This is a genomic window from Mycobacterium sp. (genome assembly GCF_046095365.1).
Lineage (GTDB): Bacteria > Actinomycetota > Actinomycetes > Mycobacteriales > Mycobacteriaceae > Mycobacterium.
The window spans coordinates 1-25400 of the sequence record NZ_JBJTJF010000092.1 but is presented as its reverse complement, the minus strand read 5'-3'; the positions used below and the strand labels follow the sequence as shown (position 1 = coordinate 25400).

22 protein-coding genes are annotated in these 25400 nt (G+C 68.8%); 12 read left to right on the top strand and 10 right to left on the bottom strand.

Annotated features, from left to right (window positions below):
• Positions 1-25 precede the first annotated feature (25 nt).
• The gene (locus ACKOQ4_RS07990; RefSeq protein ID WP_526290582.1) at positions 26-586 is read left to right on the top strand and encodes a hypothetical protein; all 561 of its coding nucleotides are present in this window, start codon (positions 26-28) and stop codon (positions 584-586) included.
• On the opposite strand, the gene ACKOQ4_RS07985 is transcribed toward ACKOQ4_RS07990, so the two are convergent.
• The 4 genes from ACKOQ4_RS07985 to ACKOQ4_RS07970 all read right to left on the bottom strand — a co-directional run bounded on the left by ACKOQ4_RS07985 (position 583) and on the right by ACKOQ4_RS07970 (position 4611).
• A complete protein-coding gene (locus tag ACKOQ4_RS07985; RefSeq protein ID WP_526290580.1) occupies positions 583-1653 on the bottom strand; it encodes a PDR/VanB family oxidoreductase in 1071 nt (356 codons plus the stop codon). The genes ACKOQ4_RS07990 and ACKOQ4_RS07985 overlap by 4 nt on opposite strands.
• Positions 1653-2552: a metal-dependent hydrolase gene (locus ACKOQ4_RS07980; protein ID WP_526290578.1), complete on the bottom strand. Its 900-nt coding sequence runs from the start codon at positions 2550-2552 to the stop codon at positions 1653-1655. The genes ACKOQ4_RS07985 and ACKOQ4_RS07980 overlap by 1 nt, the downstream gene beginning before the upstream one ends.
• A gap of 41 nt (positions 2553-2593) precedes the next feature.
• Positions 2594-3022: a hypothetical protein gene (locus ACKOQ4_RS07975; protein ID WP_526290576.1), complete on the bottom strand. Its 429-nt coding sequence runs from the start codon at positions 3020-3022 to the stop codon at positions 2594-2596.
• An 89-nt stretch (positions 3023-3111) separates the two neighbouring features.
• Entirely contained in the window at positions 3112-4611 is a 1500-nt protein-coding gene (locus tag ACKOQ4_RS07970) for a cryptochrome/photolyase family protein (RefSeq protein ID WP_526290574.1), read from the bottom strand.
• Positions 4612-4696: 85 nt separating this feature from the next.
• On the opposite strand from ACKOQ4_RS07970, the gene ACKOQ4_RS07965 reads away from it, so the two are divergent.
• Together ACKOQ4_RS07965 and ACKOQ4_RS07960 are read left to right on the top strand one after the other, a co-directional pair.
• On the top strand, positions 4697-6847 hold the full coding sequence (locus tag ACKOQ4_RS07965; RefSeq protein ID WP_526290572.1) for an adenylate/guanylate cyclase domain-containing protein: 2151 nt from the start codon (positions 4697-4699) through the stop codon (positions 6845-6847).
• Complete coding sequence (locus tag ACKOQ4_RS07960; RefSeq protein ID WP_526290570.1) at positions 6844-8268, top strand: mechanosensitive ion channel domain-containing protein; 1425 nt, start codon at positions 6844-6846, stop codon at positions 8266-8268. The genes ACKOQ4_RS07965 and ACKOQ4_RS07960 overlap by 4 nt, the downstream gene beginning before the upstream one ends.
• Here ACKOQ4_RS07960 and ACKOQ4_RS07955 read toward each other — a convergent pair.
• From ACKOQ4_RS07955 to ACKOQ4_RS07940, 4 genes are read right to left on the bottom strand one after another with little or no spacing between them, the layout of a single operon-like run.
• Positions 8265-8726, bottom strand: coding sequence for an NUDIX hydrolase (locus tag ACKOQ4_RS07955; protein WP_526290568.1), 462 nt, complete (start codon positions 8724-8726; stop codon positions 8265-8267). The genes ACKOQ4_RS07960 and ACKOQ4_RS07955 overlap by 4 nt on opposite strands.
• A gap of 5 nt (positions 8727-8731) precedes the next feature.
• Positions 8732-10873, bottom strand: coding sequence for a 4-alpha-glucanotransferase (gene malQ / locus ACKOQ4_RS07950; RefSeq protein WP_526290566.1), 2142 nt, complete (start codon positions 10871-10873; stop codon positions 8732-8734).
• A 37-nt stretch (positions 10874-10910) separates the two neighbouring features.
• A complete protein-coding gene (locus tag ACKOQ4_RS07945; protein WP_526290654.1) occupies positions 10911-11234 on the bottom strand; it encodes a DMT family transporter in 324 nt (107 codons plus the stop codon).
• Positions 11234-11581 carry a DMT family transporter gene (locus ACKOQ4_RS07940; RefSeq protein WP_526290564.1) on the bottom strand — a complete coding sequence of 116 codons (348 nt, stop codon included), beginning with the start codon at positions 11579-11581 and terminating at the stop codon, positions 11234-11236. The genes ACKOQ4_RS07945 and ACKOQ4_RS07940 overlap by 1 nt, the downstream gene beginning before the upstream one ends.
• A 57-nt stretch (positions 11582-11638) precedes the next feature.
• Between ACKOQ4_RS07940 and ACKOQ4_RS07935 the strand changes: the two genes are divergently transcribed.
• From ACKOQ4_RS07935 to ACKOQ4_RS07905, 7 genes are all read left to right on the top strand, one after another.
• A complete protein-coding gene (locus ACKOQ4_RS07935) occupies positions 11639-12586 on the top strand; it encodes a sterol desaturase family protein (protein WP_526290562.1) in 948 nt (315 codons plus the stop codon).
• A 5-nt stretch (positions 12587-12591) separates the two neighbouring features.
• Positions 12592-13074 carry a cation:proton antiporter regulatory subunit gene (locus tag ACKOQ4_RS07930; protein ID WP_526290560.1) on the top strand — a complete coding sequence of 161 codons (483 nt, stop codon included), beginning with the start codon at positions 12592-12594 and terminating at the stop codon, positions 13072-13074.
• Positions 13075-13078: 4 nt separating this feature from the next.
• The gene (locus ACKOQ4_RS07925; protein ID WP_526290558.1) at positions 13079-14203 is read left to right on the top strand and encodes a cation:proton antiporter; all 1125 of its coding nucleotides are present in this window, start codon (positions 13079-13081) and stop codon (positions 14201-14203) included.
• A gap of 36 nt (positions 14204-14239) precedes the next feature.
• Positions 14240-15658 carry an NAD(P)/FAD-dependent oxidoreductase gene (locus tag ACKOQ4_RS07920; RefSeq protein WP_526290652.1) on the top strand — a complete coding sequence of 473 codons (1419 nt, stop codon included), beginning with the start codon at positions 14240-14242 and terminating at the stop codon, positions 15656-15658.
• A 128-nt stretch (positions 15659-15786) separates the two neighbouring features.
• Positions 15787-16323 (top strand): LysM peptidoglycan-binding domain-containing protein, encoded by a 537-nt coding sequence (locus tag ACKOQ4_RS07915; protein ID WP_526290556.1) that lies wholly within the window; start codon positions 15787-15789, stop codon positions 16321-16323.
• Between the two features lie 151 nt (positions 16324-16474).
• Positions 16475-17161 carry an Rv1815 family serine proteinase gene (locus ACKOQ4_RS07910; RefSeq protein WP_526290554.1) on the top strand — a complete coding sequence of 229 codons (687 nt, stop codon included), beginning with the start codon at positions 16475-16477 and terminating at the stop codon, positions 17159-17161.
• A 45-nt stretch (positions 17162-17206) separates the two neighbouring features.
• The gene (locus tag ACKOQ4_RS07905; RefSeq protein ID WP_526290552.1) at positions 17207-18697 is read left to right on the top strand and encodes an FAD-binding protein; all 1491 of its coding nucleotides are present in this window, start codon (positions 17207-17209) and stop codon (positions 18695-18697) included.
• On the opposite strand, the gene ACKOQ4_RS07900 is transcribed toward ACKOQ4_RS07905, so the two are convergent.
• Together ACKOQ4_RS07900 and ACKOQ4_RS07895 are read right to left on the bottom strand one after the other, a co-directional pair.
• A complete protein-coding gene (locus ACKOQ4_RS07900) occupies positions 18694-20604 on the bottom strand; it encodes an ABC transporter ATP-binding protein/permease (RefSeq protein ID WP_526290550.1) in 1911 nt (636 codons plus the stop codon). The two genes, ACKOQ4_RS07905 and ACKOQ4_RS07900, sit on opposite strands and share 4 nt — an antisense overlap.
• A 70-nt stretch (positions 20605-20674) precedes the next feature.
• On the bottom strand, positions 20675-22618 hold the full coding sequence (locus tag ACKOQ4_RS07895; RefSeq protein WP_526290548.1) for an ABC transporter ATP-binding protein/permease: 1944 nt from the start codon (positions 22616-22618) through the stop codon (positions 20675-20677).
• 128 nt (positions 22619-22746) lie between these two features.
• On the opposite strand from ACKOQ4_RS07895, the gene ACKOQ4_RS07890 reads away from it, so the two are divergent.
• Complete coding sequence (locus tag ACKOQ4_RS07890) at positions 22747-24372, top strand: acetolactate synthase (protein ID WP_526290546.1); 1626 nt, start codon at positions 22747-22749, stop codon at positions 24370-24372.
• Between the two features lie 23 nt (positions 24373-24395).
• The coding region (locus ACKOQ4_RS07885) for a preprotein translocase subunit SecA (RefSeq protein WP_526290544.1) at positions 24396-25400 on the top strand (1005 nt) is incomplete at its 3' end.

Sequence of the window (25400 nt, the reverse complement as noted above, 5' to 3'; positions counted from 1 at the left end):
TTTCGGCGTGAGACAGTGAAGCCCTATGCACACGCACGACTACATCAGCTACGAGGAGTTCGGCCGGCGCTTCTTCGAGATCGCCGTCACCGAGGAGCGGGTGGCCGCTGCGTTCGCGGAAATCGCCGGCGGCGACATCGTGATGGGCCCGATGGCGCAGGGGCCTGCTGGTCTGGCCAAGGTCACCGCCCGGGTCAAGATCCAGCAGCCCAACGTGACCCGCAGCGTGGGGGACACCATCACCTTCGCCGTACGCATCCCGCTTCTGATCGAACTGATCGTGGATCTGCGCCTGGACAAGCAGAAGTTTCTCGTCGACGGCGATATCGCACTGCGCGCCACCGCGAGGGCCGCGGAGCCGCTGATCATCGTCATCGACGTCGCCAAGCCGAGGCCTTCGGACATCGCGGTGCACGTGACCTCCAAGTCCTTCCGCGGCGAGATCGTCCGGCTCATCGGCGGGGTGGACGGCGAGATCCGCCGCTTCGTGGCCGCCTACGTCGCCGAGGAGATCGACAGCCCGGCATCCCAGCAGGCGAAAATCATCGACGTCGCCACCCAGGTGGCCGCGGCCTGGGACGCCTAGAGGTCCAGCAGCAGGTGCCCGTCAGCCGGGGCCCGGGACACGCACGTCAGCATCAGGCCGCCGTCCCGCTCCGGTGCGGTCAACAGCGAATCGCGGTGCTGGACAACGCCGTCGAGAACGCCGATGCGGCAGGTGCCGCAGAATCCCTGCTGGCAGGAGTAGGGGGCGGCAACGCCGGCCCTTCGCAGCGCCGCCAGCAGCGTCTCGTCGGCGGCCACCTCCACGGTCGTTCCGGTGGACGCAACAGTGGCGGTGAAGCACCGCCCGTCCAGCACGGGAGGGGCCGCGAAACGCTCGTAGTGCAACTCGACCTCTTCGCGGTCACTGAGCCGCAGTCTCACCTGGGTCAGCATGTCGACGGGACCGCAGGCGTAAACCGTTGTCCCGTCTGGGCATTCGCCAAGAAGGTCCGCGGCGGTGGGGATGCCGTGGACATCATCGGTCCTGATCTGTATCCGGTCGCCGAAGCGGCGCACCTCGTCGAGGAAGGGAAGGCTGTCGGCGCTTCTGCCGACATAGATCATCGACCAGTCGACGCCGAGCCGCTCGGCCATCCCGAGCATCGGCAGGATGGGCGTGATGCCGATGCCTCCGGCGATGAATCGCAGCCGCCGGGTCGGCGATCCGTACCCCGGGACGCTCAGCGGGAAGGCATTCCGCGGCCCGCTGGTGGTAACGGACGACCCCACCGGCAGGGCGTCGTGCACCTCGATCGAACCCCCGCCCCCGTCGGGGATGCGGCGCACCGCGATCCGATACCGGCGGCGCTCTGCCGGATCGCCGCACAGCGAGTACTGCCGGACCCGTCCGCTGGGCAGTCCGATGTCGAGGTGAGCACCGGGATGCCAGGCCGGCAGCGGCGATCGGTCAGCCGCCGACAGGGTCAGTGCCACGACGTTCTCGTCGTGGGCGACCACCTGCCGTCCGGCCACCACCAGGGTCAGGGACCGGCGTTGCTCGGCGGGCCGGGTCGGTCGCCGCAGCCCGGTGATCGCCCAAAGACCGGCGACCGCCGCGTCGGCCAGCGCGAGCAGCGGGTTGGGGGCCGAGCGCAGACGGTCCAGCACTAGAGGTGCGCAGCGCGGGCGGCCGGGGAGCTCGCCAGGTAGGCCACGGCCTGCGCGGTGGATCCGACGTCCAGCGGCGAGTAGTCACGGCGGAAGTAGGCCAGCGTGTTGGTGCCGAACAGACTTCGGAACTCGGGCAGCAGGCCCAGCCTCGAGTCGCTCATGCGCGTCCGCTCCATCTGCCACAGGCTCATCCGTGCGTGTGGATCGTTGCGGCACAGGTAGTAGGTGGAGCGCTCGAAGAACGCGTACATCAGCGTCGCGGCCATCGCCATCGCGCGAATCCGGGCCAGGTAGCTGTCGTGGAAGTAGGTGGCGACGTCGTGCGCCACACAGCGGTGTTCGACCTCCTCGCTGCCGTGCCAGCGGAACAGGTCGACCATGGTCGGATCGGCGCCGAAGTCGTCCCAGGCGGAATTGAGGGCGAAGTCGCCGAGCACCGCCGTGTAGTGCTCGATCGCGGCGATCACCCACAGCCGTTCGCAGAGTTGGTTGTACCGCCTTGCGGGGTTCTTCGAGACGCTCGGGGCGAGGATCCTGCCCACGACGTAGTCGACCTGTCTGAGGATCGGCCTGGGATTCACCCCCCGGGCCTCCATGAACTCGTGCAGAACCTGCTCGTGGGTGTCGGCGTGGACGGACTCCTGGCCGATGAATCCCCGCATGTCCTCGGCGAGCCGTTCGTCCCTGACCAGTGGCAGCGCCTCGTTGTAGGTGCTCACGAACCATCGTTCGGCGGCCGGCAGCACGACGTTGAGCAGGCTGATCATGTGTGATGCCACCGGGTGGCCGGGAATCCAGTGCAGCGGGGACCCGGAGGGGTCGAAGTCGACCCTGCGGGCCTGGATCTGCACCGGGCCGGGGTCGATCTCCCGGGCGAAGCGGCGTGGCCGCAGCATCGGCTACCTCCCGAACGTTCTCGAGGCGATCCTAGCCCGGATCAGCCCACCGGGGTGGGCACCACGGTCACCACGCCGGGGGCTCCCGCGGTGGGCCGCGCGGCCTCGGTGGCCGGCGCCCCGGAAGTGCCCGAAGCGCCCTGGGTGCCCGCGGTGGCGGTGGTCGCGGGCTGCTGGGGACCGGCCGAGGCGGTGCAGTCGAGGTCCAGCTGCATCTTGTGTGAGGCGCTGAGCACCTTCTGGCTCTTGACGACGCACTGCGCCTGGGGAAGATCGCTGCCCACCGACCCGCCGAAGACCGTCTTGACGCCCTGCGCCCGGAGGATCGCCACCGCCTTGGCATACGGTTCGCCGACCACGTTGAGAGTGTTGACGCCCGGGTCGGCGAGTCCGGTGCCGGTTCCGGACCCGACGGCCAGGGCTCCGGCGGCGGAGCCGGCCGCAACGGCGGCCAGGATGAGCTTTCTCACGCAAGACCTTCCTGTACTGGACTCGAAGATAGCGCAGCGCGGGCGGGCGCCCCGGTCACAGGTGTATCGCCGCCAGGTCAGGGGATGTTTCAGAACGCTTCGCGGTGGAGTTCCTGCTCGACGACGGCGCCGATGTCGGACAGCCTCCGCATCGACGAGACCGACCGCGCCGTGCGCATGTTGGCCGCCAGCATCTCCTGGTGGCGGTGAACGAAACCCCAGTACCCGGCGGTGAACGGGCAGGCGTCCGGGCCCAGGCGTTTCTTGGGGTCGAACCGGCACGCCCCGCAGTGGTCGCTCATCCGGCTGATGTAGGCGCCCCCGGAGGTGTAGGGCTTGGTGGCGACTCTGCCGCCGTCGGCGTGCTGACTCATGCCGATGACGTTGGTGGGCATCACCCACGCGAAGCCATCGACGAAGGCCGAGGCGAACCAGTCCGACAGCGCGCGGGGGTGATAGCCCCGCTGCAGGGCGTGATTGCCCAGCACCATCAGCCGCTGGATGTGGTGCGCCCAGCCCCGGTCCCGAACCCCCGACAGTGCCTGGCGCAGACACTCCGCCTCCACCGCGCCGGCGTCCAGGCCGGCCCACCAGTCGGGCAGCGGGGTGTGCGCCCCGAGGTGGTTGGCGTCGAGGTAGTCCGGGCCGAAGTGCCAGTAAAGCTGCCACATGTACTCACGCCAGCCGAGGATCTGACGGACGAATCCCTCGACCGCGGCCAGTGGCGCGGCGCCGCCGCGGTAGGCCTGCTCGGCGGCGTGCACGGCGTCCAGCGGATGCAGCACCCCCAGGTTGAGCGGCACCGACAGCAGCGAGTGCGACATCGCCCAGTCGGCTCCCATCATGGCGTCCTCGTAGCGGCCGAACAGGCTCAGCCGATGGTCGATGAACTGCCGTAGCGCCGCGTCCGCCTCGGCGGGGGTGACGGCGAACAGCCGCGGCCCGTCGGCGCCGACGGTCTCGATGGCCATCGCGTCGAGGTCGCGCCGCACCGCGGCGTCGATGTCGTCCTCCTCCGGCCGGTAGGGCGGCGGGACGTCGAGCGAGTGCGCCCCCCTCGGCGGTGGCTCGCGGTTGTCGGTGTCGAAGTTCCACCGGCCGCCGGCCGGGTCGGAGCCCTCCATCAGCACGCCGAACCGCCGCCGCTGCTCGCGGTAGAAGTCCTCCATGCGGAACCGGGTCCGGCTTGCGCCGTCTTTCCGGCGTGCCCACCGCCCGAACTCCTCGCGCGACAGGGCGAAGGTGGGGGTGGGCAGGACGTCGGCGACGAGTCCGTCGCGGCGTAGCTGATGGACGAACCGTTCGGCGGCGTGCGAGGTGGGCTGGTGAACCAGGACCGGCTGGCCGTAGCTGCGCAGCGCCTCGATGTAACTGTCGGCCCGGATGAGCGTGGCCCGCTCGCCCAGTTCGGCGCCGGCGTGCCGCAGCGCCGAGAGGATCAGGTGCAGCTTCTGGCGGTGAAAACGTCGGCGGCGCAACGCCGAAGTCGCCTCGACGAGCAGCACGGGACGCTCGGCATGCTCCCCGCCGTAAACCCGGGGGCCTAGCTGGTCGGCGAACAGCCACAGCGGGGTGTCATCGCTCGTCATCGAGTCGATGCTAACGGTCTGCAACCTCCTGGTTCTGCGCTACGATCCGGCCGTTCGGCAACGCGGCAGATCGAGGAGGCCTTGGATGGTCCGGCTACCGGAGTTGCGCGCGCTTCGCTCGCTGGGGTTCCAGTCGAAGCTGTTGGTGATGCTGCTGACGGTGAGCGTGCTGTCGGTGCTCGTCGCCGGGCTGATCGGCTACGTCTCCGGCACCAATTCGTTGCGTGACGCCGAGTACCAACGACTCACCCAACTGCGGGAGTCCCGCGCCCGGGAGGTCACCACCTTCTACACCGGCCTGAGCAACGCTGCGACGGTGCTCACCCATTCCAACGCCGCGATCACGGCGATGAAAGACTTCACCGGGGCGTTCGCCGAGCTGCAGAAGACCCCATTGCCGCCCGGCGCGAAGGAGGCGGTGGACAAGTACTACACGGACGTCTTCGACCCGGCCCTGGAGAAGTACAGCGGTCAGAAGGTCGACGGGGCGTTGTACCGTCCGACGTCCAACGCCCAGACCTATCTGCAGAGCCTCTACACGGTGCCGGCCAAAGGCGACTTCGCCGCTTCGGCGAAGATCATGAACGCCGGTGACCCGAGCGCCTGGACCAAGTTCAACGAGCGTTACCAACCCTTCTTCGGTGACTTCGCCAGCAGGTTCCCGTTCGACGACGCCCTGCTGATCGACACCGACGGCAACGTCGTCTACTCGACACTGAAGCAGATCGACCTGGGCGCCAACGTCAACGGCGGCTCGTTCAAGGCCGGAAAACTGGCCGAGGGTTTCCGCAAGGCCATGCAGGCGACATCGGTGGACGAGATCGTCCTGACCGACTTCGAGGAGTACGCCCCGGCCTACGGACTGCCGACACCGTGGATCCTCACCCCGGTCGGTGACGGTGGCGGTATCTACGGCGTTCTGGCCATGCAGCTCTCGTCGGAGGAGCTGGACAACGTCATGACCGGTAACCGCGGCTGGGACCGCGACGGGCTGGGAAAGACCGGTGAGACCTATCTGGTCGGACCGGACAAACTGATGCGCTCGGTGTCCCGACTCCTACTCGAGGACCCGGAGCGTTTTGCCCGCGAATCCGCCGAACACGGCACTCCTGAGGACATCGTCAAGCGGGAACTCGCCGCCGAGGACACCGTGTTGCTGCAGTCGATGGGCGACAGCACATCGGTCGCCGAGGCGCTCAGCGGGAATACCGGGGTGCGCACGGGAGACAACTACCTTGGCCGGAATGTCAAAGTGCTGTCCGCCTACGGACCGCTGAATCTGCCAGGCCTGCGCTACGCAGTCATCGCCAGGATCCATGAGAGCGAGGCGCTGGCGCCGGTCGCCAGGTTCGCGCGCAACATCGCCCTCTCAACGGGCGCGATCGTGCTGTTGGTGTGTCTCTTGGCTCTGCTGTTCGCCCGAATCCTGACCAGGCCGGTGAAACAGCTCGCAGCCGCCGTTGAACGAGTCAAGGGTGGGGAGCTCGGAATCCGCGTTCCGGTGACGTCACGTGACGAGATCGGAGAACTGGCCTCGTCATTCAACGACCTGAGCACCAGCCTGCAGACCAAACAACAGCTCATCGAAGCCCAGCGCAAAGAGAATGACGAGCTGCTCGCCAGCCTCATGCCCGAACCGGTGGCCCGCCGGTTCCGGGAAGGTGAGGAGAACATCAGCACCGAACACCGCGACGTCTCGGTGATCTACGCCCAACTGCTCGGGTTCGACGAGTTCGCCCGCACCCTAAGCACCGAAGAGTCGGTGTCCATGCTCAATTCGCTTGTGGAGGCGTTCGACGGCGCCGCCGAACGGCACGGGGTGGAGCGGGTACGCAGTATGCAGGACAACGGATTGCTGGCCACCTGCGGTCTGGTGGTGCCGCGGGTCGACCACGCCAGTCGCACCATCGCGTTCGCCCGGGAACTCGCCGACATTCTCGACCGTTTCAACGACCAGCACGCTTCGGCGTTGTCCATGCGGATCGGGATCGACAGCGGACCGGTCACCAGCGGTCTGGTCGGGGAGCGCTCCACCGTCTATGCATTGTGGGGCGAGGCCGTCGACCTCGCCCACCGGGTCCACGCCGCGACACGAACTCCCGGCGTCTTCGTCAGCGACCGGGTATACAACTCGGTGGTCGGCATCTACCCGTTCACCGAAGCCGGCACCATCAGCGGGTCCGACGGTCCCGAAGCGGTGTGGCGTTTGGACGTCGGAACGCGGCAGCCGGCATGACCACCCTGACCGGTCAACCGTGGTTCTGGCCGGCCCTCGCCGTCGTCGTCGGGTTGCCGCTGGCCCTGCTGATCCTCAACGAAGTCCAGGGCGTACTGCTCCGGCGAGGTAGCGCCTATGCCAGACCCGTTGCGCTGCTGCGCAATTGGTTACTGCCGGCCGCCGCGGTATACCTGCTCATCGACCAGTTGAACCACGGTGACGAACTTGCCGCCCACGCCACCTGGACAAAGGTGGCGGCCACCGTCGTCGGGTTTGTCATCATGCTGGTGCTGCTGTCAGGCGCGAACGCGGCGCTGTTCGGTGAAGCCCGTGCCGGAACGTGGCGTGATCGGCTGCCCGGGATATTCGTCGACCTCGGCCGGCTCATCCTGATCATCATCGGCATCGGACTTCTGCTCTCCTGGGTGTGGGGCGCCAACATCGGCGGGTTGATCACCGCCGTGGGAGTAACCTCGATCGTCATCGGACTGGCCGTGCAGAACGCCGTCGGCCCGGTGATTTCGGGTCTGTTGCTGCTCTTCGAGCAGCCTTTCCGGATCGGGGACTGGCTGGACACCAAATTCGGCAAGGGCCGTGTGGTGGAGGTGAACTGGCGCGCGGTTCACCTCGATACCGAGAACGGTCTGCAGGTGGTGCCCAACGCCGCCCTCGCCGGCGACGCGTTTGTCAATCTCAGTCGCACGACGGCTCCGTACTTCAAGGCCAAGGCGACCTTGACCTTCTCCGCCGACGACCCGCCAGGTCAGGTCAAATCCGCGCTCTTGGCGGTCGCCGAAGCGCTGCCCGCCAAGCTGGTGGGCACCTCGGCGGCAGTAGTGGCTATCGGCGATTCGACGTACCGGGTTTCGGTTCCGATCGCCTCACCCGCCGACGACGGCGGCACCACCACACTGTTGCAGCACCGCGCCTGGTACGCGGCCCAGCGGGCGGGGTTGCACCTGGGCGGCATGAAGACGAACGGCAAGCAGAAGCGTGCCTACGTCACTGAACAGATCCAGATGATCGGTGCCGCCTTCGGACTCGGCCCCGAAGCGATTGCGACCATGCTGGCCGGCGCCCGGGTGCTGCCGTTCGCCGAGGGCGAGATCATCCAGAACGTCAGCACTGTTCCGCAGGCCGTCGGCTTCATCACGGACGGAGATGTCGGGATGTTCGCCGTCGCCCCGGACGGACGGCGGCTCTCGCTGGGGACACTCACCGTGGGCGATTACATCGGTGGATCTTCACTGACCCGGCAGCGCATGATCACCGGTGTGGTGGCGCTAACGGACACCACCCTGGTCGCGGTTCCGCGAGAAGCCATGAACATCGTTGTCGAGCAGGACCATCGGTTGGCTCGCCAGATCGGGGAGACGATCGACCTGCGCCGGCGGGCGGCCCGAGAGGCGCTGGCCGAAGCCGCGCAGGTGGTTCGCTAACCCAGCTGCTCTACCAGCCGGTCCAGAAAGACGGTGTGGCCGTTGAGCAGTTTGGCCCGTGCCTGCTCTATCGGCAGCCAGGCCACCCGGTCGAGCTCGGGAAATTCCCGCAGCCGCCCGGAGCCCCGCGGCCACTCGAGGGTGAAGGTGTTGCTGCAGAACCCGGCCAGGTCGAGGTCGGCTCCGACGGCGAACACGGTGAGCACCTTGCTGCTGGGCTGCCTGGCCGAGCCGAGATCCAGGCGCGGACCCTCCGGCGCCGGGCAGCCCAGTTCCTCGGCGAACTCGCGTCGCGCCGCCGCCCACGGATCCTCCCCGGAGGCGTACTCGCCCTTGGGAATCGACCAGGCGCCGTCATCCTTGCGGGCCCAGAACGGCCCGCCGGGATGGCCGATGAGAACCTCCAGCGCCGCACCGGCGCCGCGGTAGAGCAGCAGACCCGCGCTCAGTGCCGGCACAAGCCTCAGCCGGAGCCCGGATCGGTGGCCTCCCGCATGGCCTCGGCCAGCGCCGCGGCCCGCCGGTCGGTCAGCACATCCTCGTTCAGCATCTGCTGACCGTCCGGGCCGGCCAGCGGCACCCGCCAGTTCGGGTACTCGTCGGTGGTGCCGGGCTGGTTCTGGGTGCGGCGCTCGCCGACCGCGTCGGTCAGCGCCAGCGCCAGCAGCCGCGACCGGGTGCGGCCCAGATAGCGGTACAGCGCAACCGTCACGTCCTCTTCGTCGGCCTCGGCTCCGAGCAGCCCGACCCGGCGCAACTCGGCCAGCCAGGCCTCCTGCTCGGCCTGGTCGTCGGCCAGTTCCTCCTCGGCCGGCCGGGTGAGCAGCCCGAGCTCGTGGCGCAGCCTGACGTGGGCGCCCTCCAGGTAACCGGGGGTGGGCGGCAGGTCGTGGGTGGTCACCGAGGACAGGCACAGCTCCCGCCAGCGCTCGGCCTCCAGTGGCCCGCCGTGGCCGTCGCGGTCGAGCTCGAACCACAGGATCGAGGTGCCCAGCAGTCCGCGGTCGCGCAGGTAGTCGCGCACCCAGGGCTCGACGGTGCCCAGGTCCTCTCCGACCACCACCGCACCGGCCCGGTGCGCCTCCAGCGCGACGATGCCGATCATGGCGTCGTGGTTGTAGCGGACGTAGGTGCCCTTGGTGGGTAGCTCGCCGTCGGGGACCCACCACAGCCGGAACAATCCGATGACGTGGTCGATCCGCACGCCGCCGGCATGGCGCAGGATCGCCTCGATCAGGGCCCGGAACGGTTGGTAGCCAAGCTCTTCGAGCCGGTCGGGCCGCCATGGCGGCTGGGACCAGTCCTGGCCCAGCTGATTGAACTCATCCGGCGGGGCACCGGCGGTCACGCCCTGGGCCAGCACGTCCTGCAGCGACCACGCGTCGGCGCCGTTCGGGTGGACTCCGACGGCGAGGTCGTGCATGATGCCCAGCGGCATCCCGGTCCGCAGCGCCTGGGATTGCGCTGCGGCCAGCTGGTCGTCGAGCTGCCACTGCATCCAGCGGTGGAACTCCACCGCGCGGTGGTGCCGATCGGCGAACTCGGCGACCTCGGGACTGGCCGGATTCTGCAGTCCCGCAGGCCATGTGCGCCAGTCGTTGCCGTGTTCCTCGGCCAGCGCGCACCAGGTCGCGAAGTCGTCGAGTGCGGTGCCCTCCCGCTCTTTGAACGCCTCGAACGCCAATTGGCGGCCGGCCGAGCGGGCCACCTCGTACACCTTGTACAGCGCTGAGCGCTTGGCGGCCCAGACCGCATCGCGGTCGATGATGTCGGATGCGGCGGCATGGGACTGCAGTGCGGTCCGCAGTTTCGCGATCTTGCCGCGGCCGCGCACGAACGCGAACTCCGGTATGGCCTCCACGCGCAGATAGAGCGGGCTGACGAATCGCCGCGAGGTGGGCAGGTAGGGGGACGGCTCCATCGGCTTTCCGGGGGCCGCCGCGTGCAGCGGATTGATCAGGACATAGCCGGCGCGGTGCCGCGAACCCGCCCAGACCGCCAGGTCCGCGAGATCAGTGAGGTCGCCGAAACCCCAGGATCCCCGCGATCGCACGCTGTAGAGCTGAGTCGCCAGGCCCCAGACCCGCCGGGCTCCCATCCGGGCCGGCAGGCCCAGCCACGACGGGGTGACGATCAGCGGGGCCTCGGCTTCGAAGTTCCCCGAGCGCAGGTGCACCCGGTGGTATCCGAGCGGAAGATCGCCCGGCAGCACGAAGGTGGCCTCACCGACGAGCCTGCCCTCGAGCGGAAACGGGGGAGTGAAGTTGTCGGCCTGGCGCAGGCCGGCGCGGACCGTGCCGTCCTCCAGGCGCACCCACACCTGGGCCGGAGCGCCGTGGTCGACGTGAACCCAGAACGCGGTGTCGCTGCCCGAGCGCGCGACGATGGTCGGCGGCAACGCCCGTGCCCAGTGCCGCCGGTCCTGCTCGGCCAGCGCCGCGGCGCGCTCCTCGGCGGTCCCGGCGGGCACCCCGAGGGCGGCCAGGGCCGCAACGATGGTCCGCTCCTCGACGGCGACCCGGGTCCCGGTCCAGTCCTCGTACGCGGCCGCCACTCCGAGCCGGTGGGCGAGTGCGGCCAGTGCCGGGTCGGTCATGACGGTCATCTTGCTCTGTCGCCGGCATCCGCGGCGCGGTTCGGGGTCAGCCTGCCGAGCCGGACAACTCGACGGTCAGCACCCCGGCGATGATCAGCGCGATGCCGGCCAACATCGTCGGGGTCAGCGGCTCGGCGAACAGGAATCTGGCCGACAGTGCGACCAGCGCCACGCCGCACGCCGACCAGACGCCGTAGGCGATGCCGACCGGCATGCCCAGCGCCAGGGTCCAGGAGATCAGCGCGAAGGACAGCACATAGCCGATCACGACGGGGGCGATCCACGCCCGCTTGCGGAATCCGTCGGAGGCCCGCATCCCCAGCGTGGAGAGCACCTCCAGCAGGATGCCGCCGCCCAGCGTCAGCCACATCATGACTCGGCCGCCGGGCGCGGCATCGCCGGGTGCGAACCCAGCTCGACCATCAGCACCCCCGCGATGATCAACCCGATGCCGGCCATGACCGGTGCGGTGAACGGCTCGCCGAAAACCGCCGAGGCGAGCACGGCGGTCAGGGCGGTCCCCGACGCGGCCCAGATCCCGTAGGCAACGCCCACCGGCACCCCCGCGCGAAGCACCCTGGTCAGCAGCGCGAAGGAGGCGGAGTAACCGGCCACCACCAGTACGATCCACAGCCGCTGGTCCTGAAACGCGCGCAGCGCGAGTGTCCCGGTAACCTCGGTGGCGATCGCCCCGGCCAGCAGCGCCCATCTCCGCATGGTTGTCGACGATAGCGACGCGGCGGCCGGACTAAGCTTCCTCTCGGGAGGTGTCAGGTGGACCGAATCGCCGACGTGGTGTCCGTCCTTCCGCCGCCGATGCGCGATCCGGTGCTGTTCGCCGTTCCCGTCTTCCTGCTGCTGCTGGCCATCGAGTGGACCGCCGCGCGCCGACTCGAGCACGTCGGCCCCGCGCCCGGGACCGAACCCGGCCGGCCCGCATCGGGGGCCTACCTGGGCCGTGACGCGCGGGCCTCGATCCTGATGGGCCTGGTGTCGGTCGCCACGATGGGTTTCTGGAAGTTCCTGGGTCTGCTGGGCTATGGCGCGCTGTACGCCTACGTCGCACCATGGCATCTCTCGGCGCGGCAGTGGTACACCTGGGTGATCGCGATCGTGGGGGTGGACGTGCTGTTCTACGCCTACCATCGCATCGCCCACCGGGTCCGGCTGATCTGGGCCACCCACCAGGCGCACCACTCCAGCCGGTACTTCAACTTCGCCACCGCGCTGCGCCAGAAGTGGAACAACAGCGGGGAACTGATCATGTGGATTCCGTTGCCGCTGCTGGGCGTTCCGCCGTGGATGGTGTTCACCAGCTTCTCGATAAGCCTGGTCTACCAGTTCTGGATCCACACCGAGCGGATCGGCACCCTGCCGCGTCCGATCGAGTTCGTCTTCAACACTCCGTCCCACCACCGGGTGCACCATGGGACCGACGCGATGTACCTGGACCGCAACTACGGCGGCATCCTGATCATCTGGGACCGGCTGTTCGGATCATTTCAACCCGAGTCGGTCCGGCCGCACTACGGCCTGACCAAGCAGGTGAACACGTTCGACATCTGGAAGCTGGAGACCCACGAGTACCTGGCGATCGCGCGCGACGTGCGCTCGGCCACCGGATGGCGAGACCGGCTCGGATACGTCTTCGGCCCGCCCGGATGGGAACCGGTGCACCGGAGCACCTCCGCCGCCTCCAGAGAATTCGTCGCGAAAGGCTAGGAGCGTTGGACGTCAACGAGACATTGCTGCCCGGCGTCGGGCTGCGCTACGAGTTCGACAACGCCGACGGCGATCGCATCGGGGTGATCGCCCACCGCAAGGGCGACTTCGAGGTCCTGGTGTACCAGGCCGCAGACCGCGACACCGGAAGACGGGTGTTCCGGCTCACCGATCGGGAAGCCGAGACGCTGGCGCAGATACTCGGCGCCCCGCGGATGGTGGAGAGCTATGCCGACCTGACCAGGGAGGTGCCCGGACTGGAAGCCGGACAGGTCGGGGTCGGAGCGCACTCGCCGTTCGTCGGGCGACCGCTGGGCGACACCAAGACGCGCACCCGTACCGGCGCCTCGATCGTGGCGATCGTCCGTGACGACGAAGTGCTGGCCTCGCCGGGGCCCGAGGAGATGCTGCGCGACGGGGACGTTCTGGTGGTGATCGGCACCGCCGACGGGATCGCGGCGGCGCGGCTCATCGTCGAACAAGGCTGAGCCGGTGGAGATTTCGGCGCCGCTGCTGCTCGAGCTAGGCGCCATCCTGATCGTGCTGACCGTCCTGGGCTCGCTGGCCCGGCGTTACGGGCTGTCGCCGATCCCGCTGTACCTGCTGACCGGTCTGGTCCTCGGCACCGGCGGGGTCGCGCCGGTGGATGCGGCCGCCGACTTCGTCGAGACCGGCGCGTCGATCGGGGTCGTGCTGCTGCTGCTGACCCTCGGGCTGGAATTCTCCGTCGGCGAGTTCTCCGAGTCACTGCGCCGCCACCTTCCATCGGCAGCCGTGGATCTGGTGCTCAACGCCGTCCCCGGGGCCATCGCGGGGTGGCTGCTCGGCCTTGACGCGGTCGGCATCGTGGCGCTGGCCGGTATCACCTACATCTCATCTTCCGGTGTGATCGCACGCCTGCTCAGTGACCTCGACCGGCTCGGGAACCGGGAGACCCCGGCGGTGCTGTCGGTACTGGTGCTCGAGGACTTCGCGATGGCCGCCTACCTGCCGGTGCTGACGGTGCTGGCCTCGGGAGGCACCGCGGCCGAAGCGCTGATCTGGACGGCGGTGGCGCTGGGCGCGCTGGCACTGGCCTTCCTGGTGTCTTTCCGCTGGGGCCACCGGGTGGGCCAGGTGCTCGGCCACCCCGAGGACGAGCAGCTGCTGCTGCGCATCCTCGGACTGACGCTGATCGTCGCCGCGGTCGCCGAGCAACTGCACGCATCAGCCGCGGTGGGTGCGTTCCTGGTCGGGCTCACCCTGACCGGGCCGACCGCCGAGCGCGCCCGCACGGTGCTGTCGCCGCTGCGCGACCTGTTCGCGGCGGTGTTCTTCGTCGCGATCGGCCTGACGGTGGCGCCGGCCGACCTGCTGCCGATGCTGCCGGTCGCCCTGGCGCTGGCGGCGGTGACCGCGTTGACCAAGGTGATAAGCGGCGCCTACGCGGCCCGGCGCGAGGGTGCGGCGCGGCGCGGGCAGCGCAGGGCCGGGACCGCCCTGATCGCACGGGGAGAGTTCTCGCTGGTGATCATCGGACTGGCCGGGGCCGGCGCCGGGATACTCAGCGCCGTGGCCACCCCCTACGTCTTCATCCTGGCGTTCGCCGGACCCGTGCTCACCCGGTTCGTCCGGTGAACCCGGAAGCAGCACAATAGGAGAGAAATGAGAACGGTGCCGACGGTCTTCGACAGTGACGTCGACCAACGCCTGATCACGGCCGCGCTGGAGCCGTCGGTGGTCGGGTCGATGTGGCTGGACCCCGAGGTGGTGGGACCCCGGCCGGTATTTCCGGCGCTGTCCGGTCCGCTGCACTGTGACCTGCTCGTGGTCGGAGGCGGATACACCGGGCTGTGGACCGCCCTGCACGCCGCCGAGCGCAACCCGGGAGAGACGGTCGCGCTGATCGAGGGCTCCCGGCTGGGCTGGGCGGCATCCGGGCGCAACGGCGGCTTCGTCGACGCCAGTCTCACCCACGGCGCGCACAACGGAAAATCGCGCTGGCCCAACGAGTTCTGCCAACTCGAGAGGCTGGGCATGGAAAACCTCGACGGAATGCAGGCCGAGATCGAGGCCTGCGGAATGAACGTCGGGTGGGAACGAACCGGAATGCTGACCGTGGCCACCGAACCGCACCAGGTCACCTGGCTGGAGGAGATGGCCGGCGACGGCCAGGGCCGCTTCCTCGGCGAGGCCGAGGTTCGTGCCCGGGTCGACTCGCCGACCTACCGGGCCGCCGTGTTCGAGTCGGAGTCCTGCGCGATCGTGCACCCGTCGCGACTCGTGTTCGAACTGGCCAGGGTCTGCGCGGAACGCGGGGTGCGGATTCTCGAGAACACCACCGCCGTCGCCGTCCGGCGGGAATCAGGCTCGGTCAGGGTCACCACCACCGGCGGCGTCGTCAGGGCGCGGCGTGTTGTGCTGGCCACCAACGTCTTTCCCAGCCTGCTCCGGCGCAACCGGCTCTACACGGTTCCGGTCTACGACTACGTGCTGGCCACCGAGCCGCTCACCGACGCGCAACTGGGCCGGATCGGCTGGCAGGGGCGGGAGGGGATCAGCGACAGCGCGAACCAGTTCCACTACTACCGGTTGTCGGCCGACAACCGGATCGTCTGGGGCGGATACGATGCGGTGTACCACTACGGCCGGCGGGTCGATTCGCGTCGCGAGGAACGCCCGGAGTCGTTCCGCAAGCTGGCGGCGCACTTCTTCATCACCTTCCCGCAACTGCGCGACGTCCGCTTCAGCCACCGGTGGGCCGGACCCATCGACACCAACACCCGGTTCTGCGCGCACTGGGGTCAGGCGGGCGGCGGGCGCATCGCCTACGTCAACGGTTTCACCGGTCTGGGTGTGGCGGCAACCCGGTTCGCCGCCGACGTCTGCCTGGACCTGCTGGACGGGCGTCCCACCGAACGGACCCAGCTCGAGATGGTCCGCCGCAAGCCGCTGCCGTTCCCGCCCGAGCCGATGGCCAGCTTCGGCATCCAGGCGACCCGGTGGTCACTGAACCGTGCCGACCACCACGCCGGAAGGCGAAACCTGCTGTTGCGCACCCTCGACCGCCTGGGCCTGGGCTTCGATTCATAGTGCCGTCGGGTACTGGTGGCGCCGGGACGGTTGGTATTGCCCACCCGGCGGCTGACCGCCGGGATTTTCCAGTAGGCTCGCGGACGCCCGCCCGCGCCGTGGGCGGCCTACAGGAGGTAGAAACAGTCGTGGGAGACACACTCAACGCAGGACAGCAGCTGGGCAGAGGCGCCTCGCTCACATCCAGCAATGGGGCTTACACCCTGACGCTGCAGGACGACGGCAACCTCGTCCTGGCCGCGCGCGGGGAGGCCGTCTGGGCCACCGGTACCGACAACCAGGGCGCGGACCGGGCCGAGGTGCAGTCGGACGGCAACTTCGTCATCTACGCCGGCGACAAGCCGGTCTGGCACACCGACACCAAAGGCAAGAAGGACGTCCGGCTGGTCCTGCAGGACGACCGCAACGTCGTGCTGTACTCGGCGGACGGAGCCGCCTGGTCGTCGCGCACCGAGACCGACGCTCCGCCGCCGCCGGTGGTCGAGGCCGAGGTCGCCCCGGTGGCCAACGAGGTGCGCACCCACACCGTGGTTGCCGGCGACACCCTGTTCAACATCGCCAAGCAGTACCTCGGCGACGGCAACCGCTACATGGAGCTGGCCAAGGCCAACAACATCCCCAATCCGGACCACATCGAGGTCGGGCAGGTCATCTCCATCCCCTGAACTGGGGCTTAGGGAATTTCGCCGGCACCCCGGACGGCGACCGGCGAGGATCGCGGTAAAGAGTCGGTAACGATCTTCCATCGGAGCCGATACACAGCTCATACGCTGTTGCGATCCTCCGAACGGGTCGCTGACCGGATCGAGGTGAGTGGTGGGCGGTTTCCCGCGAGCCATCGTCCTCGCCGCGGCGGCCGGAGCAGCGTTGACCGGTCTGGCTCCGGCCGCCGCGTCGGACACCGGGGTCGAGGTATTTCCCGGCATGGAGATCCGCCAGGGCACCACCGTGTGCACCCTGGGTTTCATCGACCCCGTCGCCCGGATCGGGTACTCCGCCGGCCACTGCCGCGGAAGCGACTCGGTGACCGACCGGGACGGCCGGGTCGTCGGCGTCGTCGTCGCCGCCCGGGACAACACCCCCAACGGTGCCGTGGTGCGTACCGACGAGGTGATCACCGACTACGAGACGATCGCGCTCGCGCGGGGCGTGACCGTCAACCCGATCCTGCCCGGCGGCCGCCGACTGGTGGTCGACCCAGTGGCGCAATTGGTTCCCGGCCAGCCGATCTGCCATTTCGGGGTGGTGACCGGCGAGAGTTGCGGTTCGGTGGAGCGGGTCAACAACGGCTGGTTCACCATGACCAACGGCGTCGTCAGTCAGCGGGGCGACTCCGGCGGGCCGGTCTACACCCTGGCCGCGGACGGCACCGCGGTGATGGCCGGGCTTTTCAACAGCACCTGGGGCCAGCTGCCGGCGGCGGTGTCCTGGCAGGCCACCGGACAGCAGGTCCGCGCGGACAACGCCGCGGCCGTCCTCAACGTCGCCGCCACCGGTAACTAGAACACGTTCTAGCCAGCCGGGCGCACCGGCGATATTCTCGTGCCCATGAGCGGGCTGGACGTTCCGGCCACGATCGACGCTTCCGAGGTGACCGACTGGTCCGACGACGTCGACGTCGTGGTGATCGGTTTCGGTATCGGCGGGGGGTGCGCGGCGGTCACGGCCGCCGCCGCCGGGGCGCGGGTTCTGGTCCTCGAGCGAGCCGCGGTGGCAGGCGGTACCACCGCTCTGGCCGGCGGCCATTTCTACCTCGGCGGGGGCACGGCCGTCCAGCAGGCGACCGGCCACCCGGACAGCCCCGGGGAGATGTACAAATACCTCGTCGCGATGTCGAGGGAACCCGAGCACGACAAGATCCGCGTCTACTGCGAAGGCAGCGTCGAGCACTTCAACTGGCTTGAAGAGCTCGGTGTGCATTTCGAACGCAGCTACTACCCGGAGAAGGCGGTGATCCAGCCCGGCACCGAGGGTCTGATGTACACCGGCAACGAAAAGGTCTGGCCCTTCAAGGATCTCGCGGTGCCGGCGCCGCGCGGGCACAAGGTCCCGGTGCCCGGCGACACCCGGGGCGCGGCCATGGTGATAGACCTACTGCTCAAGCGAGCCGCTGAGCTCGGTGTGCAGATCCGCTACGAGACCGGCGCGACGCAGCTGATCGTGCACGACGGTGCGGTTAACGGGGTCCGCTGGCGGCGATTCGCCGAGACCGGTTCGGTGCGCGCCGGATCGGTGGTGATCGCTGCGGGCGGGTTCGTGATGAACTCCGACATGGTGGCCGCCAACACCCCCAAACTGGCGGAGAAGCCTTTCGTCCTCGGCAACACCTACGACGACGGACTGGGCATCCGGCTCGGTGTCTCGGCGGGCGGGGCCACCAAACACATGGATCAGGCCTTCATCACGGCTCCGGCCTACCCGCCGGCGATCCTGCTGACCGGAGTGATCGTCAACAGACTGGGCAGGCGGTTCGTCGCCGAGGACTCCTACCATTCCCGCACTTCGGGTTTCGTGATGGACCAGCCCGACAGCGTGGCGTACCTGATCGTCGACGAGGCGCACCTGCAGCGTCCGGAGTTCCCACTGATCAAATTCATCGACGGCTGGGAGACCGTCGAGGAGATGGAGTCCTCGCTGGGCATCCCGGCCGGAAGTCTGGTCGAGACGCTGAACCGCTACAACACCTACGCGGCCAGGGGGGAGGATCCCGACTTCCACAAGCAGCCGGAGTTCCTCGCCCCGCAGGACCGCGGACCGTGGGCGGCTTTCGACCTGTCGCTGGGCAAGGCCATGTACTCCGGCTTCACCGTGGGTGGACTGGCCACCGGTGTCGACGGCCAGGTGCTGCGGGAGGACGGCAGCGTCGTCCCGGGTCTGTACGCCGCCGGGGCGTGTGCCTCCAATCTCGCCCAGGACGGCAAAGGTTATTCCAGCGGAACGCAATTGGGGTCGGGGTCGTTCTTCGGTCGCCGCGCCGGAGCGCATGCGGCGCAGTGGGCGGGGGCGCTCGGCGAAGGGTTCGGCCGGCGTCGGGCCTAGAGCCCGACCGGTTCGGGGTTTCGGTCCAGTTCCCAGCTGCCGTCACCGAGCAGCCGCAGGTGGTGGTCGTGGTGCTGCTCGACCGTCGCGCGGTGGGTCACCGAGACGACGATGCTGCGCGGGAGTCGCTCCCGCAGCATCCGGTAGATGGCGAACTCCTGGCCCTCGTCGATGGCGGAGGTGGACTCGTCGAGGAAGATGACCCTGGGTTTCTGCAGCAGCACCCGGGCGAAGGAGATCCGCTGCTGCTCGCCCGGGGAGAGCACTTTGGTCCAGTCCTGGACCTCGTTGAGCCGTCCGCCCAGGTGGCCCAGGGCGACGGCGTCGAGTGCGGAGACGAGATCCTCGTCGGCGATGGTGCACTCCCGGTCCGGGTAGGACAGCACCGCCCGCAGGTCCCCGAGCGGCAGGTAGGGGACCTGGGACAGGAACATGGCGTCTCCGTCTCCGTCGGGCCGGCTCACGGTCCCGCTGGCGTACGGCCACAATCGCGCGATGCTGCGCAGCAGGGTGGTGCGTCCGCATCCCGACGTCCCGGTTATCACCAGGGAATCGCCGGGCTCCAGTCGCAGGTTCAGCCCGTGCAGCAACTGGCGGCCCTGCGGGTTGCGGACCTCGACGTCGCGTAACTCGATCGACCCGTCGTGGCTCTGCTCGGCGGTCAGCCTGGGCAGCGCCCGCGCCTGTTCGTCGGCGGTGACCAGACCGTCGAGGCGGATGATGGTGGCGCGGTAGGCGGCGAACGAGTCGTAGACGGAGCGGAAGAAGGACAGCGAGTCGTGGACGCTGTTGAACGCGCTGGCCGACTGGGTGACGTCGCCGAACGTGATCTGGCGGCTGAAGAGCCGCTGCGCCTGCACGATCAGCGGCAGGGGATTGATGAACTGGGTGATCGACTGGTTCCAGCCGAGCAGGGCCAGGGTGCGCAGCACGTACCCGCGATAGTTGGAGATCACCGCGGCGAAACGCGCGCGCAGAACTGACTTTTCGGCGCCCTCACCGCGGTAGAAGCTGATCGACTCGGCGGCGTCGCGCATCCGGACCAACGCGTACCGGAATGCGGCGTTGGTCAGTTCGTTGCGGAAGCTGAAGCGGATCAGGGGCCGCCCGATCCAGAAGGCGACGACGGTGGTGGCGAACACGTACGCCAGGGCGATCCAGAACAGCGCGTGGTTGAGGGTGAACCCCAGGAAGGTCAGCGGGCCGGACAGATTCCACAGGATGGGCGTGAAGGCCACCACCGACACCATCGCGTTGATCGCCCCGAACAGCAGCGTGGTCGTGGTTCCCACCGTCGGGGTGTTGGCGCCCGTTCCGGTGCCCGCGGTGAACGCGTCGATGTCGAGTTGGATGCGCTGGTCGGGGTTGTCGACCGGGTTGTCCAGGAACCGCCCGCGGTAGAACGACTCGTCGTCGAGCCAGTCCCCGGTGAGCCGGTCGGTCAGCCACACCCGCCAGCGGATGATGAAGTGCTGAGTCAGGTAGATGTCGATCAGCTGCCGCCCCACATACGCCGCGGCGATCAGGGCGAAGGTGATGATCGCGGTCCAGAATCCGCGGACGCCGGACTCCCGCACCGCCTCGTCGCCCGCCCCGGCCCCCTCGAAGGCCACCTGCAGCGAGGAGTACAGGTCGTTGGCCTGGTAGCTCAGCAGGACCTGCAGGCGCACCGCGATGAGCGTCGTGAACAGCAGCACGCCCAGCCACAGCCAGACCCTGAGGCTGCCGGGGCCGCGGAAGTACCCGCCGGTCACCCGCCAGAACTGCCGGCCCCATCCGGTGTAGCGGGCCAGCAGTACCAGTGCGACGACCGTCGCGGCGGCGGTGATCAGCCAAGCCTTGCCCGTCCACAGCAACGACTGCGGGATCTCATGCGCCCAGTCCAGCGAGGGCTCGTACATCTCCATGGCCGTCCACCTCCGCGGCCCAGCATGGCAGCAACTCCCGGGGCGTCCGGGCCGATTGACGGACCCGGGCTCAGACGGTGGCGGGCTCCGGCCCGCGGACCGGGCCGAGCCGCCACTCGCCCTCTCCGAGCAGTTCCAGATGCTGTTGGTGGTAGGTGTCGACGGCGGGCCGGTGGCTCACGCTGACCACGATGGTGTCCGGTAGTTCGGTGCGGACCAGGTCGTAGACGGCGTATTCGAGCCCCTCGTCGAGTGCCGAGGTGGCCTCGTCGAGAAACACCGCCTTCGGCTTGGTGAGCAGGATCCTGGCGAAGGCGATCCGCTGCTGCTCGCCCGGCGAGAGTACCTTGGCCCAGTCCTCGTCGTCGTTGAGCCGTGCCGTCAGATGCGTCAGCGCCACCTTAGACAGCGTCCGCTGGAGCTCCTCGTCGGGGACGTCCCCGGACGCGGCGGGGTAGGACAGCACCGTCCGCAGGTCGCCGAGCGGCACATACGGCATCTGTGAGAGGAACATCGTGTCGTGGTCACCGAGCGGCCGCGACACCGATCCACTGGTGTAGGGCCACATCTCCGCCACACTGCGCAGCAGGGTGGTCTTCCCGGTGCCGGAGCGACCGGTGACCACCAGGCTCTCGCCGGGCTCAAGGCGCAGGTCCAGCGGGTCCACCAGCTGGCCGCCGCTGGGGGTGCGGACTTCGACGCGGCGCAGTTCGACCGAGCCGTCGGCGCTGGGCAGGGTCTGCAGACTCGGCATGTCGCGGGCGTCGGCGTTGGCCTCGACGAGTCCGTGCAGACGGATGATCGCCGCGCGATAGGCGGCGAACTGGTCGTAGGCGTTGCGGAAGAACGACAGCGAGTCGCTGATGTTGGAGAAGGCACTGGCCGACTGAGTGACATCGCCGAAGTCCATTTCGCCCTTGAAAAGCCTTGGCGCCTGGACGATCAGCGGCAGCGGGGTGATGATCTGGCTCATCGCCAGGTTCCACCCGGTGAACCCCAGCGTGCGCCGGACGAAGGCGCGGTAGTTGGAGATGATCGACATGAACCGGGTGTTCAGGATCTTTCGCTCGGTGTTCTCGCCGCGGTAGAAGCCGACCGCCTCGGCCGCGTCACGCAAGCGGACCAGTGCGTAACGGAAGGCGGCGTTGGTCAACTCGTTTCGGAAACTCAGCCGGATCAGCGGCCGGCCGATCCAGAAGGCCACGACGGTAGCGAAGAACACATAGATGAACGCCACCCAGAACAGTGCCCGGGGCAGGGTGACGCCGAACAGCGTGACCGGACCCGACAGGTTCCACAGGATCGGTATGAAGGCGAACACCGTGCACACCGATGAGATGGATCCGAACAGGAGTATCGAACCGGTTCCGACCGTCGGGGAGTTCGGCGACGCGCCGACACCGGTGGTGAAGACGTCGACGTCCTGCTGGATGCGCTGGTCGGGGTTGTCGGTGTTGTTGTCGGTGAACCGGCCGCGGTAGTAGGCGTGATCGCCGAGCCAGTCGCTGGTGAGGCGGTCGGTCAGCCAGGTGCGCCAGCGGATGATGAAGCGCTGGGTGAGGTAGATGTCGAGCATCACCTGGCTGATGTAGATCGTCGCCAGGATGCCGAAAATACCCAGGGCCACCCAGAAACCGTGGATCGCGTCGTCGCGGATCACGTCCTCGTTGGCGCTGGTGGCCTCGAAGGCGATCTGCAGCGAGGTGTACAGGTCGTTGCTGAAAAAGCTGAGCAGCACGTTGATCCGCACCGAGATCATCACCGACAGCAGCAGCACCGCCAGCCAGATCCAGACCTTCACCGACCCGCGGCCTTTGAAGTAGTCGCCGGTGATGCGCCAGTACTGCCTTCCCCACACGGTGAACCTGGACAGCAGGAAGAGCACGATCAGCGTGGCCACCGCCGCGATCGCCCAGTACCGCAGGATCCACAGCAGGGACGGGACGAGTTCGTGCCCCCAGTCCATTGACGGCTTGTAGGGCTCCAACGCGCTCTCCTCCCGGCGGCGGCTCATCCGGTCGCGGGTATACCGCTGTCCTCGGCGAAAGCTACCGCAGCACCGGCGCACGGCACCACGTCCACTCCGCTGGACCCGCTGGACGGGCCCGCCCGGGACAGGGTCACACTGGTTAGGCTCGGCTGATGGAGAACAGCGTCCATGCCGGCCGGCTGATCGCCCGCAGGCTCAAGGCAAGCGGCATCGACACCATGTTCACGCTCTCCGGCGGCCACCTGTTCTCCATCTACGACGGCTGCCGCAGCGAGGGCATCCGGCTGATCGACACCCGCCACGAGCAGACCGCGGCGTTCGCTGCCGAAGGCTGGTCGAAGGTCACCCGTGTCCCGGGGGTGGTGGCGCTGACCGCCGGCCCCGGTGTCACCAACGGGATGAGCGCGATGGCCGCCGCCGGCCAGAACCAGTCACCGATGCTGGTGCTCGGCGGTCGCGCCCCGGCGCTGCGCTGGGGAATGGGCTCGCTTCAGGAGATCGACCACGTGCCCTTCGTGGCACCGCTGACCCGCTACGCGGTGACCGCGCAGTCCGCCGCGGCGGTGGGAGACCGCGTCGACGACGCGCTGCGGGCCGCCGTCGGCGCCCCGTCGGGAGTGGCGTTCGTGGATTTCCCGATGGACCACGTATTCGGCGAGGCCACCGACCGCGGCGAGCCCGGCGCGCTGTCGGAACTGCCGGCGCAGCCGCACGCGGACGGTGACATGCTCGACCGCGCCGTCCGGCTGCTGTCGGGCGCGCAACGGCCGGTGATCATGGCCGGCACCAACGTGTGGTGGGGCCGCGCAGAGAGGGAACTGCTGCACCTGGCCGAGAAACTGCGAATCCCGGTGCTGGCCAACGGAATGGCGCGCGGGATCGTCGGCGCCGACCACGACGTGGCGTTCTCCCGGGCCCGGTCGGCCGCCCTTTCGCAAGCCGACGTGGCTCTGGTGGTCGGCGTGCCGATGGACTTCCGGCTCGGGTTCGGCGGGGTGTTCGGCGCGCAGACCGAACTTGTCGTCGCGGATCGCTGCCGGCCGGGCCGGGAGCATCCGCGCTCGGTGGCCGCGGCGCTCTACGGCGACCTGGCAGTCACGCTGGCCGCGCTCGCCGAAGCGCGCGCAACCGAGCACGAGGACTGGATCGGCGGGTTGCGCACCATCGAGACCGAGGCCCGCGCCGCCGAAGCCGGCGAACTGGCCGACGACCGCACCCCGCTGCACCCGATGCGGGTCTACGCCGAACTGGCCCCGCTGCTCGACCGCGATGCGATCATCGTCGTCGACGGCGGCGACTTCGGCTCCTACGCAGGCCGGGTGATCGACAGCTACGTCGCGGGCGCCTGGCTGGACAGCGGCCCGTTCGGCTGCCTGGGTTCGGGACCTGGATACGCCCTGGCCGCCAAGCTGGCCCGGCCGGACCGGCAGGTGGTCCTGCTGCAGGGCGACGGCGCCTTCGGGTTCTCGGGCATGGAGTGGGACACCCTGGTGCGACACGGGGTCCATGTGGTGTCGGTGATCGGCAACAACGGCATCTGGGCGCTGGAGAAGCACCCGATGGAGGCGCTGTACGGGTACTCGGTGGTAGCCGACCTGCTGCCCGGCACCCGTTACGACGAAGTGGTGCGCGCGCTGGGCGGGCACGGTGAGTTCGTCACAGCCCCGGGCGAACTGCGCCCGGCGCTGCGGCGGGCCTTCGAGTGCGGCCTGCCGGCCGTGGTCAACACGCTGACCGACCCCGCGGTGGCCTACCCGCGCAGGTCGAATCTGGCCTGAGGCCGCCGGGTACCGTTGACGGCGTGGCACGAAGCTCGTCGAAGACACCCAAATCCACCCCCGCCGGCCAGGGCCGGGTAAGCCGCGGTTTCTGGCGGCTGCTCGGCGCGTCCACCGAGAGGGTCGAGGCCCAGGGCATGTCCGAGGTGCAGGCCTCGGCGCAGTTCGACGAGAAAGCCGCTGCCCTCGACGACGAGCAACTGGCCAGGGCCGCGCAGCTGCTGGATCTCGGCGGTCTGGCCGACTCTCCCGACGTCCCCCAGTTCCTGGCCGTCGCGCGGGCGGCCGCCGAGCGCGCCACCGGCCTGCGCCCTTTCTACGTTCAGTTACTCGGCGCGCTCCGGATGATGGCCGGCGACGTGATCGAAATGGGAACGGGCGAGGGCAAGACGCTGTCCGGCGCCATCGCCGCGGCGGGCTACGCGCTGTCGGGCCGGCGGGTGCACGTGGTCACCATCAACGACTACCTGGCCCGTCGCGACGCCGAGTGGATGGGACCGCTGATCGAGGCGCTGGGCTGCACGGTCGGGTGGATCACCGAGGACTCCACCCGCGAGCAGCGGCGCGCCGCCTACCGGTGCGACGTCACCTACGCATCGGTCAACGAGATCGGCTTCGACCTGCTGCGTGACCAGCTGGTCGTCGACGTCGCCGACCTCGTCTCACCCGATCCCGACGTCGCCCTCATCGACGAGGCGGACTCCGTTCTGGTCGACGAGGCGCTGGTGCCGCTGGTTCTGGCGGGTACCTCTCACCGCGAGACGCCCAAGCTCGAAATCGTCCGGCTGGTCGGCGATCTGGTCGCCGACCCCGACGCGGACAGGTACTTCGCCACCGATGACGACAACCGCAACGTTCACCTCACCGAGGCCGGGGCGCAGAAGGTGGAGCGTGCACTCGGCGGCATCGACCTGTACTCCGAGGAACACGTGGGCACCACGCTGACCGAGGTCAACGTCGCCCTGCACGCCCACGTGCTGTTGCAGCGCGACGTGCACTACATCGTCCGCGACGGCGCGGTCCAGCTG

Coding starts and splice junctions, on each gene's coding strand:
- ACKOQ4_RS07990 (WP_526290582.1), top strand. CDS start 26: ATGCACACGCACGACTACATCAGCTACGAGGAGTTCGGCCGGCGCTTC.
- ACKOQ4_RS07980 (WP_526290578.1), bottom strand. CDS start 2,552: ATGCTGCGGCCACGCCGCTTCGCCCGGGAGATCGACCCCGGCCCGGTG.
- ACKOQ4_RS07970 (WP_526290574.1), bottom strand. CDS start 4,611: ATGACGAGCGATGACACCCCGCTGTGGCTGTTCGCCGACCAGCTAGGC.
- ACKOQ4_RS07965 (WP_526290572.1), top strand. CDS start 4,697: ATGGTCCGGCTACCGGAGTTGCGCGCGCTTCGCTCGCTGGGGTTCCAG.
- ACKOQ4_RS07960 (WP_526290570.1), top strand. CDS start 6,844: ATGACCACCCTGACCGGTCAACCGTGGTTCTGGCCGGCCCTCGCCGTC.
- malQ (WP_526290566.1), bottom strand. CDS start 10,873: ATGACCGTCATGACCGACCCGGCACTGGCCGCACTCGCCCACCGGCTC.
- ACKOQ4_RS07945 (WP_526290654.1), bottom strand. CDS start 11,234: ATGTGGCTGACGCTGGGCGGCGGCATCCTGCTGGAGGTGCTCTCCACG.
- ACKOQ4_RS07940 (WP_526290564.1), bottom strand. CDS start 11,581: ATGCGGAGATGGGCGCTGCTGGCCGGGGCGATCGCCACCGAGGTTACC.
- ACKOQ4_RS07905 (WP_526290552.1), top strand. CDS start 17,207: ATGAGCGGGCTGGACGTTCCGGCCACGATCGACGCTTCCGAGGTGACC.
- ACKOQ4_RS07900 (WP_526290550.1), bottom strand. CDS start 20,604: ATGGAGATGTACGAGCCCTCGCTGGACTGGGCGCATGAGATCCCGCAG.
- ACKOQ4_RS07895 (WP_526290548.1), bottom strand. CDS start 22,618: ATGAGCCGCCGCCGGGAGGAGAGCGCGTTGGAGCCCTACAAGCCGTCA.
- ACKOQ4_RS07890 (WP_526290546.1), top strand. CDS start 22,747: ATGGAGAACAGCGTCCATGCCGGCCGGCTGATCGCCCGCAGGCTCAAG.